The following is a 19,930-nucleotide window of genomic DNA, read 5'->3' as shown; positions in this document are numbered from 1 at the left end:
ATTAAAATTCTCGGCCGCAAGCGACCGAGTTTCAAAACAAGTTCAGTTGATCGCTATTAATTTCTTTACCATCTAATTCGATTAACTGTTCTTGAACATACTTCCTGATAACTTCTTCTGTTGCGTTACCAATCGTTTCAACAAAAAAGCTTTGTGTCCATAATTTACCGCCCCAGAAATACTGTTTTTTAATTTCAGGATAAATTCTAAAAAACTCACGAGCAGTTATACTTTTAATTATTTGCATAACATCGCTTGGCGACTGTTTAGGGATCCCTCTAATAACCATATGAATATGGTCACTCGGAATTTCTAACTCTACGATATCAATATCGTAGTCATATCCTACTTTTTGAATAATTGCTTTCATTGTTGAACGATAAGGTTCAATGAAGACTTTGTGTCGATACTTTGGTATCCACACAAAGTGGTACATTAATCTAAAGACATGATGTGTATTTCTTTGAAGTTCCATATGAAGAATAGCATTTACTGGGGTCCCCCCAGTATACACTATCCAGCACGGGGGCAAGCCCCCGAGATTTACGCTTCGCTAGTTAAATCTGAAGAAACTCAAACTTACGAAATGGGTAGTAAAATGGTACTGCTTGATAACAGTATGAATTTAAACCTCGCCTTGTTCTACACCACAATTGATGATTTTCAAGAAACTTCATTTTTAGTAACCGATGCAAGCGCAGGCTTTATTACTCAAAATGTAGATGTTGAATCTAAGGGCTTCGAAATTGATAGTATGTATCAATTAACGAGTGATCTTCGCTTAAGTGGTGCCGTAACGTATGCAAATACAACCCATAAAGATGATGGTACTGATTTAGCCCAAGCACCAAAACTTACAGGTAATATCGGTTATTTTTATAACACTGAATTCTCTGATTATGGCGTTAACTTCAGTTCAACAGGCTTTGTTCGTTATCGCAGTGATATGGTAAGCCAAATTAATGAAACCTACCCTTCTGATAGCTTAACTACACTAGATTTTACTTTTGGAATATCATCACCAGAAGACACATGGAAAGCGATGATTATTGTTAACAACTTAACAGATGCACAATCAAGTGAGTTTAGTAGCCCACCTGCAGGACCCATTGGCGCAGTACTTGGAGCCCCAACTGGCGACCAAGGTATTACGGCAGAAACACTTAATTCAGGAAGAACTATTAAGTTACAAGTAAGTTATAACTTCTATTAATTGTACTTAACTTAAACTCAAATTAAGTACTCAAGGCCATGTTAATAACTTTGTTATTGCATGGCCTGTTTACTTTATTAACCTACGTATTCAATCGTATTTTTCGATAAAAATAATCATATATAAAGTTGGAGTACAAAGCATGACAACAGCAGGTGAAATGTTAAGAAGACAAGTAATGGGTGACAGTTTTGTTGACGAAGCACTAGCAAATGATGATTTACTCTCTCAACAAATGCAGCAGTATATTAATGAGCATGCGTGGGGTTCAACATGGCAAAGGTCAGGTATAGATCTAAAGACTCGTAGCTTGGTCACTATTGCTATGTTAGCTGCAATGAAAGCACCGCAAGAATTAAAAGGCCATGTTAGAGGCGCATTAAATAATGGTGCTACAACTAACGATATACTCGAAGTTATTTTACATAGTGCCGTATATTGTGGCACTCCTACAGCTCAAGAAGCACTTAGAGCAGCTAAAGAAGTATTAGACTTATAACCAGAAAGCTTATGAAGAATCGACGTACTTTACATATATTTGAACTAATACATTTGAATATCGACTTAGATTAATACTTACCCTCTTTATTTTATAAGGAAATTTTTAGATTTTACTCTATCAATATTTTTATAATAAACGATACATGACACCGATTGTGTCATTGGCTTAATCTATTGAAAATATCTAGCAAGTTAGGTTTAAGCAAACGATACAAACATGTTTGCAGTTAGTCGCCCTGCACTTGGATCGTCATTAATATCTGTATGTAGATCAACTAAAGTTGAATGTAGTAATTGTCCCGGAAATATCAACAAGCGATTCGGTTTATATGCCACCTTTTGATAACAAGTAAACTCACTATGCGCTTCACTACAATAGCTGAAACTGTTTGTATTTAAAGCCGAGAAATACTCGTGGGCATGCTCAAAGTAAATGTCTTTATTTTGAGCATCTATACGATCTATTCCACTTTTATTATGTTGGAAAAAGGCAGTGCCTCCGTGATTTCCTTTGTCTAAATAATGAAGAACTGCAATAAGGTTTGGATTCGGTGTATCAAAATGAGGCCACGATTGCATGGCTGATATTTCATTAGGTTGCTGAGTAATTAATGAAAAGCAATTATCTATAGGTGTTGGCTCTAAATCCTGTGAAAACTTATACACTTTATAGAGTGTTTTCATTAAAGGCTTTAAATAACTCACCACAATAGATTTAGGTATCGATGACTGAACACCTGGATATTTAGTAACCTCTTCGGGTTCAAATTGAGCATTGTTAACCACTTGATTGATTATTTCATCAAGATTGCTTACATAGTCATCAATAATAATAACCGGTGTTTTATCTTTTCCTACAAAAGCTATTTGTGGCGCAGCTTGTGGATTAACCTTAATATTAACCATAAAAGTTAAACCATAGTCGATTTACAATAGTTTTGAATAAACTCGTTATGATCAGGTAAAGATTTTACACGTCGTTCAATGGTCGTCTTTATATTATCTAAAAAGCCTTTAAGCTCAATATCAGACATCATATCTACAATTTGATGATAGTGTTCAGGCATTAAACCTTGGCCGATCATAACTTGGATCCAAGATGTTTCACCAAATAACTCACGCTCTGTTTTAAAAGCATTACCTGTTTCTACAAATAAATCTATGCGTTGCTGTAACGATTCAGGAATTTCCATATTTTTACAATAACGCCAGAATGCACTGTCTGTGCGTTGAGTCACATGGTAATGCAGCACAATAAAATCTCTAATATTGTCTATTTCAAAACGCATTTTATTATTAAAGTCGTCTAAGCTTGCTTGTTCCATATTTTTAGAGGGTAAATTCTGCATTAAACGAATAATACTTTGTTGAATCAAATGAATGCTCGTGGATTCAAGTGGTTCAATAAAGCCACTCGACAAACCAACAGCAACACAGTTTTTATTCCAGTGCTTACGACGAGTACCAGTTTTAAACTTGATCACTCGAGGCTCGTTAAGTAATTCACCTTCAATATTATCGAGTAGTAAGGCTTTAGCATCTTCGTCTGATAAGTGTTTACTGCAAAACACTACGCCATTACCCATTCTGTTTTGCAAAGGTATTTGCCATTGCCAACCGGCTTGATGCGCAATAGATCGTGTATAAGGTACCGTTTTCTTTTGTATTTTGGTTTGTACTGCAATAGCACTGTCGCAAGGTAGCCAGTGGCTCCAATCTTCGTAACCTGTATGTAAAGCTTCTTCAATCAACATACCTTTAAAGCCTGTACAATCTAAAAACAGATCACCTTCAATCACTTTACCGTTTTCTAAACCAATAGATTTAATAAAACCATTCTCTTCATTCACATTAACTTGATTAATTTTACCTTCTACACGTTTTACGCCATGAGCTTCAGCCAACTCTCTTAAAAATTTAGCATATAAACCGGCATCAAGATGAAAAGCATAATTACGGTCTTGCTTAGGTGCTACAGCAAATTTACCTTCTCTGCTGGCTACATGTTCTGGGCAATAGTCACCAATTTCACTCACCATATTGTGCTGTCTGCCCTTCAACCAAAAATGTTGAAATCCTGCCGCCCAACAACCTTGACCTAAATAACCAAAAGAATGAATGTAGTCTTGATTTACATCGCGCCAGTTTTCAAAAGCTATACCCAATTTAAATGTAGCGTTTGTAGCCTTCATGACATCTGCTTCTTTTATTTTAAGAAGATCATGAAAAATATGTAATGTCGGGATCGTAGCTTCGCCAACACCTACCGTAGGAATAAGATCTGATTCTACTAACGTAATATTTAGATTTTTACCCAGTAGTTTGCCGAATGCGGATGCGGCCATCCACCCGGCAGTTCCGCCACCTGCAATCACTACATTTTTAATCGCTGTTGAGTTCATGATTTACTACCTATTTTTATAATTATTTAAACGTTAACGTCTTAATTTGTTTTGGATATGTGCTCGTAAGGTTCGGGCATGCATTTCATCTAAAGGACTCGCAAGAATACTCTTAGCTTGTTCGCTAATATGCTTAAAATTTTCTTCATTATGATCAAAAACATAATGTTCAAATATATGCTTCCATGCTTGTCGCTGTGCCTTTGGTAAATCTCTAATACTTAATATAGCGTGATGTAATGCATCCGTTGGATTCCCCATATATGCGGGGCTATTTCTCCACCAGTGATTAAGTAGTACATTTAAATCTTCAAGCCCTTCAACATGATGCCACCACATACTGGGTAGCAAAATAGCATCACCCGGATCAAGCTCTGCAACTAAAGCAGCTTCTAGCGCTTGATTAAATTTAGGGAATTTTTTGAAATCAGGTGCATCAAAATCCACCATGCTAATGGCTTGTCCTCCTGGTGCTCGATCTAAAGGTCCACAATAAAGGTTTTTAACCTGCTCAGGAGGAAATAAAGTAAAGCGTCTTTTACCCACAACACAACATGCTAAATTGTGTAAAAAATCAAAGTGAGCAGCCACCTTACTTTGATTGCCCAACCAAATATTATAAATACTGTTAGATAACAAAGGCGATACCTGAGTTTGCTGTGCTAGCTCAGGGAGAACATTATTAATACTGGTTGAACCAATATAAATAGTTTTCGGTGATGAGTTTGACGCTTGCTGTAAAATCTCTGACAGAATTTCACTTAATATTTTAGGTTTTGTTTCAAAGTTAAAACCTGTCATATCTTCATTATAGAAAATTCGCCCTGCTTCTTTAGCTTCTAAATAACAGGCGTTTACCGTGACTCCTTTTTCCATTAGTTTTAGATAGTCAACCGCATGCTGATGGGATTGTTGTGCAGCTTTAACAATAGGCCATTTATCGCCATAACCTTTCAGAATTATAGGCACATCAGAGGTTAATATCTCTTGTGTGATATTTTTCGGGGTGACGTTAAAAAGAGTGTTAACTTTGTTTTTAATTACTAGCATGAAAAGGTTTTTATAGCGCTATTTGAGCATTTTTTCGTGCTACAAGATCATTAATATGAACTTGAGAAGCTATTACCATATAGATAGCTTGTAAAAAACCTTGGCTGTGCAGTTTTGATAATTTGTATTGTGATAAGTTATTTAAATTATCTTCATTGATGGTATAAAAGCCCATTAATTGCTTTTTATTACCGTCATTCAATTCAATGTCTAATGTTACTGCTTCTAATAATTCACAGTTTGTTAGCGCTTCAATGAATGCTGAATTTTCTTGTAGCCCATGATGAAGTGCTTCTAAAACATTAGCGATATGCTCTAAATAATCACTATTACCACCGTATTCTAAAAATAGATCTGCGCCATGGGTTTGATTAACCTTAGGTGAATCTAGGTCTAAAGTAAGTACACGATTTTTAGATGTGATGCCGTCAAGCGTACTTTCTTGAAAACCAATATAAAAAGGCAGGCGCTGTATTGCTAGTGGAATATAAGCAGTGTCCCATTTACCGTTTTTCAAAAATAAGTTATTGTCGTTTTCAAACCCAAACAAGGTTACTGGCATTATTTGTCCAGTGTTGCTGTCTTTCTGAAATAAGATCGGATAATGAGCTTGAGCACTTCTAAACTCCATAGGAAATGTTTGCGTATACCAAACGTTGTCACCCATTTGCGCTGAGCGCTCTAGGTTAATTTTTAAGTCTTTATGTTCAATATTGTTTAGTAATACATGATTTGTCATCTGCTTCCCCATTATATCATTATGTTTGTTATATTATTTTCTAGTTTTTATAATTATCTCAAATCTTCTTTGTCACCATTTATAAAATGTAGTTGATTAAATTACAGATAATCCGAACTGCTTAATTTTATTAATTAATTCTCGATTCGTGCCCATAGCTTTCGCTAAATGTTGACGTTTATTTTGTACATCTAAAAGTGATCGGTGAATAGCTTCAATATCTTTATTATTTGATCTTATGGGCTGAGTTTTAAAGTTCATTCCATACAAAACATACTGGTAACTAGCTGCTGGAAATAAAGGATTACTTTGGGTAATATCGTATGTAGATGGCGATTGAAATTGCCATAGCTCAAGCATTTCGCGTAATGACTGTGGAATACTTGACGATTCTTTGTTTTCTCGCCAATAACTTGAATCTTCTCGTTTAGATAACACGTAATGTAGCTTTAAAAACTCAATAATTTGTTGCCAGTGTTGACTAAATTTGTCATTAAAACGCTTAGCCGTTATTGCCATTGTTTGTTTATTAGCGGGAAGTTGTTCTGTAATCATTTTTGCCGCTTGTTCAATCATAGCTAGAGCCGATGCTTCTAAAGGCTCAATAAAACCAGCAGACATTCCAACGGCTACACAATTACGATGCCAGAACTTTTCGTAATAACCAGGATCAAACGACAACTTTCTAATGGAAAGTGACTCACGCTGTTGCTCACTGGTGGAAGACTTAATATATTCAAGGAGCTCTTGCTCAGCTTTCTCATCAGTAATGTGCTGGCTAGAATAAACATGCCCAACACCTCGGCGAGATTGCAATCCTATATCCCAAATCCAACCCGCGGTTTGTGCGGTAGAAAGTGTACTAGAAGCTATTACAGCATCGTCGTCATCGTAAGGTATTTGCACAGCAAGGGCTGAATCGTTAAACAACACTGATTTTTTTGAGCAAAAGGGAATTTGATAATGCTTGCCTAACAATAAAGATTGCGCACCAGAACAATCAATAAACAAATCACCTTCAACAATACCCGCTGAATCTGTGGAGACAGAAGCTATATCACCCTCTGCATCATTATTTATTTGTGTAATATGGGATGAAAGGTATTCAACACCAAGTTTATTTAAACAATGATCTTTTAATAACTGAGCAAATTTTGTGGCGTTTAAGTGATAACCATAATTAGCCACGTAATCGTAAGCTTTATGGGTAATTTGTTTCGGTGCTAAATTTTGTTCGCACAATACAGATTGAAAACAAACATGTTGAGCAAAAGTTTGTGCCTGTGAAAGTTCAGAATATTGCTCACCAATATATGAAGCTAAATTTAACTTTGTTGTACCTGATGGCAATGAGAAAGGATGATAATAAGCGCTAGCAGCAGAATTATTTATATTGCATGTGTCAGGAGTATTTTCCCAGTGTATAAATTTTGAAGCTTGTTTAAAGCTTGCATCACACTGAGTAAATAAATCAGCTTCGTTAATACCTATGGTTTTTAATGTTTCTCGCATTGAAGGCCAAGTGCCCTCACCTACACCAATAGTTGGTATATTTGGAGATTCAATAACAGTTATTGATACAGGTGTTGTGGAAGTATTAACCGCAGAATTAGTTTTTATATGTTTAGCTGCAATTAAGCCTGCTGTGATCCAACCCGCTGTACCACCACCAACAATTATTATTTTTTTTATTTCTGATTGCATATGTACCACTTAACCACTCAACAATTTTAAAAGTGTTCTTTTTGATATCAGCAATGATATTTATATAAACAATGCTTAACCTCTATCAGGCTAGTGCACAACTAACGAAAATTCCTTTATAAACTGACTTTATGTTGGAAACTAAATCAAAAAACACCTTAAGGTTTATTTGACTATAACAAGTAATATTTATAATTACTAGTCAGTTCATCGAATACTTTCAACTTTAAAAATGAAAAATAACCAATAAAAAAAGCCACTATTACAGTGGCTTTTAAAAGTGTTGTATTACTTACACGATATAAAGATTAGAAGTTATATCTAGCACCCAAAGCGTAGCGAGCACCCGTTTGTGTTAACTGATATGTCAACTGGCTTACACGGCCTACATTTTTAGTGTATTCATCAGTAATGTTAATACCTTCAAAAAATACAGTTAAGCCTTCTACAGCAGCAATTTCGTAACTGATATTGAAATCAATTTGAGAATAAGCTTCTGTATAGATAGGCGCTGTTAAATCAGCATTTATACGGCGTTCGGTTAAGTACTGATCTCGCCAGTTATAAGCGATACGTGCTTGTAAGCCGTTTCTGTCATAAAAAGCCACAACGTTAGCTGTATCACTTAAGCCTTGTAAAGCTTCAGTGTCATTTAAAGACGTATTGTCGTAGGCAAGATCTGTATCAACCATTGTATAGTTAAATATTCCACCAAACCCTGAATCACCAAACAAGTGTTGAACATTAAATTCTAAGCCGTCTACCGTATATTCGTTATCACCATTTACAGGTACATTAAGACCAAATGTTACCGTATTATCAGTAAGAGGATCACCCACTATGGTGCCGCCATCTAAATCACCAAACTCGTCAAATTTAGGTTGTACATTTGGATCATCAGCATAGTTTTCGAATATATAAGTACGGAGTTGTTGATTAGAAGCACCTTGACCTAAAGCGGCTACAGCTGCATCAAATTTCTCACCATCTAATGGATTTGGTAAATTATAAATTTGTGAATCTACGTTTACATTAGTTATCCAGTTAGTTACGTCTTTTCTGAAGTAACCTAAAGATACATAACTACCTTCTTCGTAATACCATTCACCTGAGAAATCAAAGTTAACAGACTCTAAAGGTTTAAGTTCAGGGTTACCTGTACTTCCTGAATAACCACTTGAGGTACCACCGGTGTTAACTGATGTGCCACCTTGTAAGCTATTATAGCTTGCGCGAGAGATTGTTTTACTTAATGCTGTTCTTAGCGTTATATCTTCAGTTACTTCTAAATTAATATTTAAAGTAGGTAAAACATAAGTGTAATCAGCTTTTTTAACTTGTGTTTCTATACCTGTAACACCCGTAACAGCTGTTGAAGTTGCTTCACTCCATATAACACTACTATAACCTGGTGCAGTTGCTTTAGAATCTACTTTGGTTTTTTCATGACGAAGACCTAAGTATGCACTAAACGGCATGTCGCCAATTTCACTTTCGTAATTAACTTGAAAGAAGAATGAGGTGGTTTTTTCTTCAGTAAAACGGTTAGTATCTGCATCAAAGTCTGATGATGGACAAAAATGACCTTCACCATTTGGTCCTGCTGAAGCTCCTGCAGGCGCTAAACAATCACCCCATAAGGTATCAACATTTGCTACTGGATCTGCAAATTCTGCTGCGCGTACTATTTCATCAAAATCAGCAAAGAAGATACGATCGAATAAATCATATTCAGACTGTGTTGCTGTACCATCAAAGTTACCTGGCTTCTCTTCGAACTTGTCTAAGATAGTATCTTCACGCCAATTAATATCAGCAAAGTCACCTTCAACACCTACACCACCCCAATCAGCACGCTGCACTTGAGTATGACGGTAATGGTTATTAACGGTATTAACACCCGCACCAAAATCGATGCTTAAGTTATCGTTAATATAGTACTCACCGCTTAATTGCGTTTGATTTACTTCAGATGAGTATTTATCGTTTGCAAACCAACTACCAGATAAACGCATAGTTTCTGGGTTAAATGACTCTATATCACCAGTAGCTATACCTGGTAATCCACCCGTTAAATCTAAACCTGTTCGAGTACGAGTGTATGAAGGTAATTGAATGTTGTTACCTGTACCGTGACGTGGATCAGTTGCACCCATAGAAGCTTCAGAATCATGATGATCTAATGTAAGTGTTAGCCCATCATTGACCTGCCACTCAATATTTAAACCAATTGAATCAGTTTTTTCTTCACGTCCCCAAGAACCAACTGTTAACGAGGTATCTTTAAGATCTGCATTACTGTTAATGTCATAAACTTCAGAATAAATAAGTGGGTAAGCATTAGGTTCACCGGCCCAAACAGATTCACTTCTATCACCAGCATAATTGAACCATACCGAAGCATCAGTATGCTGTGTTTCAACCGTATTACGTACTAACGTATAATCTAAAGTTGCAGTAATATTGTCTACAGGTCGGTATTGTAAAACCAGTTGACCATTAACACGTTCACGTTGACGTTCTTCAAATACATAACGTGGTTGTTGAGGGCTTGAATAAATACCGCTAGTTGGTCTATTTGTGCCACCGGCTTCACCAGCAGGTACACCACCCCAACCTGTATTTGTGTATTCACTTCCTCTATAACCTTGAGTGTCAGAAAATTGCTGCATTCCACTTTCACGTTCTTGGTAGCTACCAGAAACAGAAACACCAAAAGTTTCATCTGCAAAAGTCGTTGAGTAAATACCACTGATCTCTGGTGTAGTACTGCCTTGTTCTGTAGAAGTATCTTCTACAAATTTTACACCTAACGATGCTTTTGTTTCTCTATAATTTAGTGGTTTATGGGTTTGCAAATCAATTGTTGCACCAATACCACCTGAGGTAACGGCTGCATTTGATGTTTTATATACGGTTACTGCTGAAACACTTTCAGAGGCAATATTAGCAAAATCAAATGTTCTGTTACCCGTTGTGGTTGGTAGCTGACGACCGTTTAAGGTAATTAAGTTATTTCCTGCACCAAAGCCACGAACAGTTACTTGGCTACCTTCACCGTTGTCACGACTGATAGAAACACCCGTAATACGTTGAAGAGATTCAGCTAAGTTGGTATCTGGAAACTTACCCATATCTTCTGCTGAAATAGCATCAACAATACCTTCAGAGCCACGTTTTACATCCATAGCTCTTATTAAACCGCCACGAATACCCGATACGGTAATAACCTCAACATCCTGAACTTCTGCTTCTGCTGCGTAACTTATTGACGGCACGGTTAAAGTGCTAAGAGCGGCTAATATTGAGGTAGTTAATATCTTTTTGTTGAACATATGTATCCCCTATTTCTTATAATTTTATAATTTATTTAATTATTGTCAAAATGACAATTACTATTATTAGCACAATATGTTCAAAATGACAATAAGGTAATTATGCATTTATTTATTTTTATTATTTTAAAAAGTTTATGTTTCTTTATATTTTTATTATTACCTTTTTAAGGTAATTAAGTCTGTTAATTCGTAGGTATCTTTATGATAATTCTATAAATATAGTCTAATTATTAACTTATGTTAGTTAGCTTATTTTTAATCTTTACCACATAAAGTTACAAGGACTATATCTATTTTTATCAAAAAAATCATTCCTCTTCGTAAGCATCTATCGTTTCAATATTGCCGTTTTCATCATGGATCAGTTCAGTCATTTTTACACAACGTAAATGCGTTTGGCCGCCTGATAAGCTACTGTCGTGATAAAACAAATACCACTTACCTTCAAAACAGGTAATTGAATGATGATTAGTCCAGCCTAATACTGGGTTTAAAATAACGCCTTTATACGTGAACGGACCATAAGGTGAATGGCTAGTAGCATAAGCTATTTTATGAGTATCACCCGTAGAGTATGAGAAATAATAAACATCATTATATTTATGGATCCACGGACCTTCAAAGAATCGTCGATCATTGTCACCTACTGTAATTGCTTCACCATGTTCATCAATAATTACAATGTCTTTAGGCTCTTCTGCTAACTCAAGCATGTCTGGCGATAGCTTAGCCATTTTTGCATTGAGTGCTGGTTGGTCATCTGCTGGATATATATCTTCTTTAGAAAACTCACCATTGTGCCAATTTTGTAGCTGACCACCCCATAAACCACCAAAATAAAGGTAGTAGCTACCATCATCATCTTCGTAAACAGCAGGATCTATACTAAATGTACCTTGTATGTAGTTCTCTTCTGCAGTGAATGGTCCTGTTGGAGAGGTACCCGAAGCTACACCAATACGGAAAATACCGTCTTTATCTCGCGCAGGAAAATAAAAATAGTAAGTACCATCTTTATGAGCTGCATCAGGCGCCCACATTTGTTTATCAGCCCAAGGCACATCAGCAACTGACAATGATACGCCATGATCTGTTGCACTAAAGTCTTCAGGATCAAGTGAAAGTACATGATAATCATTCATTGCAAAATGGTCACCATCATCATTAATGCTAGTTTCTGATTCAACATCATGAGAAGGATAAATATAAATTTTGCCATCGAATACATGAGCTGATGGATCTGCGGTATAAATGTGGCTTACAAGCGGCTCACTTTTTTGCTTTAACGACTGAGCGCGTTCTAAGTCTTTTAATTGAATTTGCTCTGCATGACTCAGAGATGAGTCCGGCTGAACCTTTGCTTGATTACTAATTGTCATAAAATCTCCCTATGACTGTGCTGAAATTATTAATACTTAATAAATGTGTTTATTTTTAATGTTTTACTAGATTTTTTTAATCGTTTTCTAGACCTATAAAACAAATAAAAAGACAACTTAGTTCTTTGGTATCTACGCTAAGATCAGTACTAAGTTGCTCTATTATTTCTTAAATAAATGCCTCGCGTACATGGATGTAGGTGCTTAGGTTCAGTCTGGAACTATGAACCTGTGCCTATAAGCCTTTTAATTCTCGCTAAGTGATCAATTAATTAATCAACTTGGTATTATTCCATCTTGCTCAATCTTCGATTGAATTCTTTCTACTTCCAATTCCGTTAATTTATATTTTTTAATGAGTATTAAACTCAATATCATGCAAATAACAGGTATGCCGGCAAAAGCTAATAAAATGCCGTCTAAAGTATCTTCTGTTTGTGCTTGATTCGGTACATAGTTGTAACTAGCAAGTATCCATCCAGCAAGCGCTCCACCAATAGCGAAACCAAATTTAATCGCTAATAAATGTCCTGAAAATGTAATAGCAGTTAGGCGCTTACCTGTTTTAAGCACGCCATAATCTACGGTGTCAGCCACCATAGAAAACATAATCGGTGTGATCATCATATGAGCAAAGTTTGCGATGAAATAAATAATGAAAATGGCCGTGATTTGGCTTGAATCAACTACGTAGAAAAGGCTATGAGAAATGATCACAACGACAATAGCGACTTGAAACAACACCTTCTTTTCGAAGTACTTAGTTAAGAAATTAGTTGAAACTGCACCTAAAACTGAACCGATAGCGGCTATGGTAAGAAACGATGATATTAAATCTTCTTCACCCACGTAATATTTAATATAGTGGGGAGCAACAGACGCTCTAATACCTATTAAGGTTAAAGTTGCTAAACTAATTGCAGCAATAATGACCCACTGATCGTTTTTAAATAGTGAGAAAAACTCTTTAAAAGCACTTTTACGATTTTCTTCTACTGGAGGTAGAGCTTCTTCTTTAGTCATCTTGAAACAAAAAACAAAGCATATAGCCGCAAGCGTTCCCATAAATGCCATAGCTAACGGATAGCCTAATTGATCGTTCCCTTCACCAAAGAATTCAACAAGCTTAGGTAAAGCCCAAACAATAACTACCAATGCAGCCATTGCCATTGCAAAGCGATATGATTGTAATGAAGCTCGCTCTTTCGGTGAATTCACCATAACACCACCTAATGCTCCATAAGGAATGTTGATAGCGGTATAACACGTCATTAATAACCCGTAAGTCACGTAGGCGTATATAAGCTTACCGGTTGAATCAAAATCGGGTGTTATAAAAGCTAAACAAGCAAATACACCATAAGGTACAGCTAAAAAGAGTAAGTACGGACGATATGCGCCCCACTTTGTTCGTGTTCTATCTGCAATACTTCCCATGATTGGATCGGTAAATCCATCAAATAATCTCACGGTTAAAAGTAATGTACCTGCAGCAGCTGCGGATAAACCATAAACATCTGTGTAGAAAATCAACATGAAGTTAGCAACCATTTGAAAAACAATGTTGCTCGCTGTATCCCCTAACCCGTAACCAAATTTTTCTTTTATGCTTAATTTGTTTTTTTTATTTTTCATTAAGAACCCACCTACAACATACATGGTTTAATTATCGATATAGTCGAAAATACTATATCTAATTTAGTTGGATGTAAAGCAGGTATTAAAAGAACAAAGATTTAAAACAAAAAAAGACAACAAATGTTGTCTTTTTTAATAAGTGCTAAAAGGGAAATTAGCATTAATAATTAAGTATTGTGGCGTTAGAACTCGAAGGTAAAACCAAACTCTTTCAGTTTTTCATAAACATTAATATCAAATCGATAAAGTGTTGCGGCTCTATGTGCGACTTTTTTCTGTTTTTCTTGGCAATTAATTAATAAGTTCATTTTTTGAAATTTACGACGGAAATTAGGTTTATCTAAAGTTTTATTAAGAATAGCTTCGTAAATTTCTTGTAGTTCTAATAAAGTAAATTTTTCTGGCAATAAGTTAAAACCTATTGGCTCATGTCGTACTTTATATTTTAAATAATTTAAGCCTGCCGCTAAAATATCAGAGTGATCGAACATAAGTTTAGGTAAGTCATAAACATCAAACCATTCACATTCAAGAGCATTTTCGCCTGAAATTAAGGTGGTTTCCTCGTATCTCACTAACGAATAATAAACAATAGTAATAATACGGCTAGCAGGATAACGGTTAACATCACCAAAAGCGCCTAGTTGATCAAGATAAAGGTTATCAACATTCGTGGTTTTTTTAACAACACGCAATGCTGCATCTTTCAGATCTTCATCATGTCTAACCCAGTGTCCAATTAACCCCCACTGATTATTAGCTAACCCCCTATTATACTTTACTAACAAAACTTTTAACTTGCTCTCGTGCAATGTAAAAATAAGGTTATCTACAGTAAGGCTGCTAATACAATCGTCAGGAATTTTTTCTTCATCAAGCACTGTGCTTGGTATGTTAGATGAACTATGGTGCATAATTTGGCTCTTAACTAATTTTGTTGTAATACATTATATATTGAATAGAAAAGTCATCTTCTCTACCTATATAGTTATAAAGACTATTTGATAAATAAGAGAATACATACTCCACATTAACAAATCAATAATTCGATATAATATTACGGAAAATAGATAGATTTTTCATTAATAATATTAATAACTTACGATGTTACCGGTAACTTTTAATGCTTATTTCCATAATAAACCATAAAAATATAAAACGGTTTATCAACCTGATGTCAAAAAATAGATAATTGGCTAATAGATATGAAGGTTAACTTAATAAGTTAAAACTCAAGACAAGGTTTTCAAACAATTAAAATGCACATTAGATTATTCAAATGGCGAGATAAATAAATACTTTAATTTCAATAACTCATATTAATAAAATGATTTTTTTGTTAAAAGTTATTGTAAGTTTCCCTGTTAAACGATTATAGTAATAGTCATAATTACAATTAGATGATGATTTCTATGCTACAAAATAAAACCATTAAAACTATATTACTTATCCCTACTATCACATTGGCTTTGTCTGGATGTATTAATTCAAATAATAATACTCAAGAAAATACCGCGACTGCAAAAGCGTTAACAGATGAAAGTACAATCAATGATTCCGTTGCACTCAAAGACTTATTTTTAACTAAATATAAAATAGGTACCGCTTTAAGTCGTGAGCAAATAATAGGTCAAGCGACTGAAGTACTTCCTTTTGTTAATCAACAATTTAATGCAGTTACACCAGAAAACTCGATGAAATGGGAACGTATTCACCCTACAGAAGGTGTTTACGATTTTGAAGCCGCCGATGCATTAGTTGAGTTTTCAAATAAAAATGGCCACTTTTTTACAGGTCACACATTAGTATGGCATTCACAGGTTCCTGATTGGGTATTTGAAGATAAAGATGGCAAGCCACTGAATAGAACTCAACTACTTAAACGTATGGAAGATCACATTAACGCGGTTGCTGGTCGTTATGCAGGTAAAATCGATGCATGGGATGTCGTTAACGAAGCATTAAATGAAGATGGTTCTTTAAGAGAATCGAAATGGTCAGAAATTATTGGTGACGATTTTATTGAACAAGCTTTTATTATGGCAGCAAAAGCAGCTCCAAAAGCTAAGCTTTATTACAATGATTACAATTTATATAAACCTGAAAAACGTAACGGTGTTTTAAGATTAGTTAAAACCTTACAAAGCAAAGGTATACGTATTGATGGTGTAGGTATGCAAGCACATTATTCGCTAACTTCACCTGAATTAAACGAAATTGAAGACTCTATAAAAGCTTATAGCGCTTTAAATATGGATGTTTTAATTACTGAATTAGATGTGTCCGTTATTCCGTTTCCTGATGAAGAAAACATGGGCGCAGATGTTTCTTTAAACATAGCACTACAAGATTCTTTTAATCCATACCCTACAGCTTTACCTGAATCTGTAGAAAATGAATTAGGCGATCGTTACAGAGCGTTATTTAAAATATTTAATAAGCATCAAGATGCAATCAAGCGCGTTACATTCTGGGGTGTTAGTGATGCAAATACATGGAGAAATGATTGGCCAATGCCTGGCCGTACAGACTATCCATTATTATTTGACCGTCAACTTAAGGCTAAATCATTTGTGCCTAGTTTGAGCGAGCAATAAATCTTACTTAGTAAGTTACGAACACATTAATAGCACAAATATATACCCTTCCCCCCGGTAATCATAAGCTTCGTTAGTTATGGTTACCAACCTTATTCAAAAGAAGTGATTCAATTCAACGAAGAGTAAATTATGAAAAAAATTTCCAACCCCATTTTAAAAGGTTTCAATCCTGACCCAAGCATTATTAGAGTTGGCGACGATTACTATATTGCTACATCAACTTTTGAATGGTTTCCTGGTGTACAAATTCATCATTCAAAAGACCTAGTAAATTGGAAGTTAATTACTCGACCATTGAATCGAGAATCGCAACTCGACATTAAAGGTGTGCCAGATTCATGTGGTATTTGGGCACCTTGTTTAACTCATGTAGATGGTGTTTTTTATCTTACTTATACGGTAGTAAAAAACTTTAATGGTGATTGGAAAGATACACCTAATTATGTTGTTACCTCTTCAGGTATTAAAGGTCCTTGGTCTAAACCATCACTTGTAAATGGATCTGGATTTGACCCGTCGCTATTCCATGACGATAACGGTAAATCGTACTTTATGAGTATGCTTGTTGATCACAGAAAGAGTAAGTTTTTTGGTGGCATCGTTATTCAAGAATTTGACCGTTATTTAAAAAAGCCTATAGGTAAAGTTCATCATATATTTACAGGAAGCGAACATGGCTTAACGGAAGGACCACACATTTATAAAAAGAATGGTTATTTTTACTTATTAACTGCTGAAGGCGGCACAAGTTATAATCATTGTGTATCTTTAGCGCGTTCTAAATCTATCTTTGGTCCTTATGAGATTGCGCCTAATAACCCAATCATCACATCTAAAGATGCACCCAGTAATTATTTGCAAAAGACCGGACATGCCGATTTAGTTGAAACCCAAAATGGTGAATGGTACATGGTATTCCTTACCGGAAGACCGCTTACTGAACAAGGACGATGTATTACCGGAAGAGAAACAGCAATAGAAAAAGTAATATGGAAAGAAGATGACTGGCTTTATCTTGATAACGACTTTGAATGTAATGATGAATCGACCGCGATAGATTCAAAAAATCAATATCAAGTAGCTCGTCAATATGTGCCTGCCCCTGACTTACCAGAGCATTTATTTAAAACAGAGCAAGCAAGAATTAGTTTTGATTTGCCGAGTTTAGACATTAACTTTCAAAGCTTACGCATACCGATGACACGAGATTGGATAAGCCAAACCGACCGCCAAGGTTATTTACGCCTATACGGCAGAGAATCTTTAAGTTCATGTTTTGAACAAAGTATGATCGCTCGTAGAGTGCAGGCTCATCATACCTTAGCGACTACTTGCGTAGAGTTTGAACCTGAAAACTTTCAGCAAATGGCAGGCTTAGTTTGTTATTACAACACAACTCATTATCATTATTTACATATAACAGGTGATGATATGGGGGCTTATTCAGGTAAAAAGTTTATCAGTATCATAAGTTGTGACGATAATAAAACATCGCACCCTATAGAAGACGCAATTGAAGTCACAGGTATTAATAAAGTATTTCTAAAAGCTGATTTTAATGGAGAAAGCATTCAGTTTTATTTTGCTACCAGCATTAAAAACAACTTCCCTGCATGGATAAAAATCGGACCTAAATTAGATGGAAGTATATTGTCAGACGACTATGTAGTGCATACCGAGAAAGGTTATTCCCCTTGTTTTACCGGTGCATTTTTTGGTATGGCTTGCCAAGATCTTTCAGGACAAAAACTTCATGCTGATTTTGACTTTTTTAGGTATCAAGAGAAGTCATAATAAAACAGATGTATTTTAATAATTAAATCTATCTTCATTTTGGATTGAACTATGGATAAAAACGTATTCATAGTTCAATTTAGAACTTATTTAACTTGGTTAAATACTTTCACCTTCATTGAGTTTAAAACCTAAATCAATATAAGTTTCTATTTCTTCTAAGCCATTTATTCTCGCCATTAATTGTTCAGCTGCTATTTTACCAATAAGGTATCTTGGTGTGATAACCGTTGCTAAAGCTGGAGAATATAACTTGCCCATTTCATGTCCATGCATACCTGCTATTCCTAACTCGTCAGGTACTTTAATACCTCTGTTTTTGCAACTTAATAACATGCCCATTGCAACATCATCATTAGTACAAATAACCCCATCAACTTTAGGTTCAGACGCTAATATATCGTCTAAAATTTCAAAACCTAAACGAATAGAAGTAAATTCTTGAGAACGAAAAATCAAAGGCGGTAAATTATGAGATTTAACAGCTTCTTCATAACCTTCTTGACGAAGTAAATCTCGAACATCACCTTTAGAACCAATATAGGCAAGGTTTTTATACCCCTTGTTAAGCATGGTTAAAGTCATCTGTTTTGCCGCATCTAAATTATTGAAACCTACTGCTTGCTTAATCGGTGTATTACAAGTATCCATAATTTCAGTCACAGGCACACCTGACGAATCTATCATGCGAAGTGTATTCTCTGTATGTACACTTTCAGACAAGATTAAGCCATCAACATGATAGCCCAAGAGTGAGCTAATACGTTTCTCTTCAAGATCAGGAGAATAGGCATAATGAGCAATCATAATTTGATAGCCAGCTGGTTCAGTAACCGACTCAATACCACGTAAAACTTCGTCAAAAACATGGTTTGATATAGAAGGAAATAGTACGCCAATAGCTTGGCTTTTTCCTTTAGAAAGGATATTAGGGGCTTTATTCGGAATATATCCGAGCTTATTAATGGCTAATTGAATGGAGTGACGGGAAGATTCAGCAACCAACTTAGGATCCTTCAAATAACGGCTAACCGTCATTTTGGTCATTCCTACAACATCAGCAATATCTTGCAGTGTAGTTCTTCTCGATTTATTCATAATTTGTTGTGTAAAAAACACACCCTTATAAAATTAACTAACCTAAGATCGGGTTAATAGGTTTTATAACTCATTGAATCATTAAGTGATAGTTTTCATTATGTGATTGCACACCACGCGAATATGAAAAGCTTCAATCAATGATGATATTCATATGATTATCAAAGTATTTTATCAAACCGATAGTGAGTTAACGGAGATAAAAATAACCTAGATAAACACTTAAATAACATGCTTAAAAAAATAGCTGAGTAAAACAACTTAACCCGGACTGCTCTTAACTAAAACATTATATAAAAATTAAGCCTTAAAGTCTCTTTGATAAATAAAAAATTGTCTTGAAAACCATAGGAGTAGATAACAAAACATACAAAGTAAATTATGTTATTAAATCATTTACAAAGCGATTAAAAATAAATTTCTTTAGTAAAAAATATATTCATCAAGACTAAGTGCTATTCATCTTTTTAGTTT

The 19,930-nt window shown here is 35.2% G+C and carries 15 protein-coding genes; 4 read left to right on the top strand and 11 right to left on the bottom strand.

The genetic code is table 11. From position 1 onward, the window contains the following. Nucleotides 1–31: 31 nt before the first annotated feature. Complete coding sequence (gene tnpA / locus ACPUVN_RS05205) at nt 32–475, bottom strand: IS200/IS605 family transposase (protein ID WP_426357338.1); 444 nt, start codon at nt 473–475, stop codon at nt 32–34. On the opposite strand from tnpA, the gene ACPUVN_RS05200 reads away from it, so the two are divergent. Both ACPUVN_RS05200 and ACPUVN_RS05195 read left to right on the top strand, forming a co-directional pair. Then, nucleotides 449–1,213 carry a TonB-dependent receptor domain-containing protein gene (locus tag ACPUVN_RS05200; protein ID WP_426370118.1) on the top strand — a complete coding sequence of 255 codons (765 nt, stop codon included), beginning with the start codon at nt 449–451 and terminating at the stop codon, nt 1,211–1,213. The two genes, tnpA and ACPUVN_RS05200, sit on opposite strands and share 27 nt — an antisense overlap. A 142-nt stretch (nt 1,214–1,355) precedes the next feature. Further along, nucleotides 1,356–1,712, top strand: coding sequence for a carboxymuconolactone decarboxylase family protein (locus ACPUVN_RS05195; RefSeq protein WP_426370117.1), 357 nt, complete (start codon nt 1,356–1,358; stop codon nt 1,710–1,712). Between the two features lie 200 nt (nt 1,713–1,912). Here the strand turns inward: ACPUVN_RS05195 and ACPUVN_RS05190 are convergent, their stop codons facing one another. The 9 genes from ACPUVN_RS05190 to ACPUVN_RS05150 form a co-directional block, all read right to left on the bottom strand. After that, on the bottom strand, nt 1,913–2,620 hold the full coding sequence (locus ACPUVN_RS05190) for a DUF6445 family protein (RefSeq protein ID WP_426370116.1): 708 nt from the start codon (nt 2,618–2,620) through the stop codon (nt 1,913–1,915). Nucleotides 2,621–2,625: 5 nt separating this feature from the next. Further along, complete coding sequence (locus ACPUVN_RS05185; RefSeq protein WP_426370115.1) at nt 2,626–4,116, bottom strand: tryptophan halogenase family protein; 1,491 nt, start codon at nt 4,114–4,116, stop codon at nt 2,626–2,628. Between the two features lie 33 nt (nt 4,117–4,149). Further along, nucleotides 4,150–5,166: a cupin-like domain-containing protein gene (locus ACPUVN_RS05180; RefSeq protein ID WP_426370114.1), complete on the bottom strand. Its 1,017-nt coding sequence runs from the start codon at nt 5,164–5,166 to the stop codon at nt 4,150–4,152. Nucleotides 5,167–5,176: 10 nt separating this feature from the next. Next, complete coding sequence (locus tag ACPUVN_RS05175; protein ID WP_426370113.1) at nt 5,177–5,905, bottom strand: SapC family protein; 729 nt, start codon at nt 5,903–5,905, stop codon at nt 5,177–5,179. A 96-nt stretch (nt 5,906–6,001) separates the two neighbouring features. Further along, on the bottom strand, nt 6,002–7,609 hold the full coding sequence (locus ACPUVN_RS05170) for a tryptophan halogenase family protein (RefSeq protein WP_426370112.1): 1,608 nt from the start codon (nt 7,607–7,609) through the stop codon (nt 6,002–6,004). Between the two features lie 308 nt (nt 7,610–7,917). Further along, the gene (locus ACPUVN_RS05165; protein ID WP_426370111.1) at nt 7,918–10,944 is read right to left on the bottom strand and encodes a TonB-dependent receptor; all 3,027 of its coding nucleotides are present in this window, start codon (nt 10,942–10,944) and stop codon (nt 7,918–7,920) included. Nucleotides 10,945–11,255: 311 nt separating this feature from the next. Further along, entirely contained in the window at nt 11,256–12,320 is a 1,065-nt protein-coding gene (locus ACPUVN_RS05160) for a glycoside hydrolase family 43 protein (protein ID WP_426360567.1), read from the bottom strand. Between the two features lie 282 nt (nt 12,321–12,602). Further along, on the bottom strand, nt 12,603–13,961 hold the full coding sequence (locus tag ACPUVN_RS05155; RefSeq protein ID WP_426357692.1) for a glycoside-pentoside-hexuronide (GPH):cation symporter: 1,359 nt from the start codon (nt 13,959–13,961) through the stop codon (nt 12,603–12,605). Nucleotides 13,962–14,146: 185 nt separating this feature from the next. After that, the gene (locus tag ACPUVN_RS05150; RefSeq protein WP_426357693.1) at nt 14,147–14,878 is read right to left on the bottom strand and encodes an NUDIX hydrolase; all 732 of its coding nucleotides are present in this window, start codon (nt 14,876–14,878) and stop codon (nt 14,147–14,149) included. A gap of 498 nt (nt 14,879–15,376) precedes the next feature. On the opposite strand from ACPUVN_RS05150, the gene ACPUVN_RS05145 reads away from it, so the two are divergent. After that, nucleotides 15,377–16,561 carry an endo-1,4-beta-xylanase gene (locus ACPUVN_RS05145; protein WP_426357694.1) on the top strand — a complete coding sequence of 395 codons (1,185 nt, stop codon included), beginning with the start codon at nt 15,377–15,379 and terminating at the stop codon, nt 16,559–16,561. Between the two features lie 132 nt (nt 16,562–16,693). Beyond that, nucleotides 16,694–18,358 (top strand): glycoside hydrolase family 43 protein, encoded by a 1,665-nt coding sequence (locus tag ACPUVN_RS05140; RefSeq protein WP_426357695.1) that lies wholly within the window; start codon nt 16,694–16,696, stop codon nt 18,356–18,358. Between the two features lie 99 nt (nt 18,359–18,457). On the opposite strand, the gene ACPUVN_RS05135 is transcribed toward ACPUVN_RS05140, so the two are convergent. Continuing rightward, nucleotides 18,458–19,456 carry a substrate-binding domain-containing protein gene (locus ACPUVN_RS05135; protein WP_426357696.1) on the bottom strand — a complete coding sequence of 333 codons (999 nt, stop codon included), beginning with the start codon at nt 19,454–19,456 and terminating at the stop codon, nt 18,458–18,460. Nucleotides 19,457–19,930 lie beyond the last annotated feature (474 nt).

The organism is Pseudocolwellia antarctica, assembly GCF_049933045.1.
GTDB lineage: Bacteria > Pseudomonadota > Gammaproteobacteria > Enterobacterales > Alteromonadaceae > Pseudocolwellia.
Note: the sequence above shows the minus strand (reverse complement) of the source record. Positions and strands in the feature narration are given on the sequence as shown.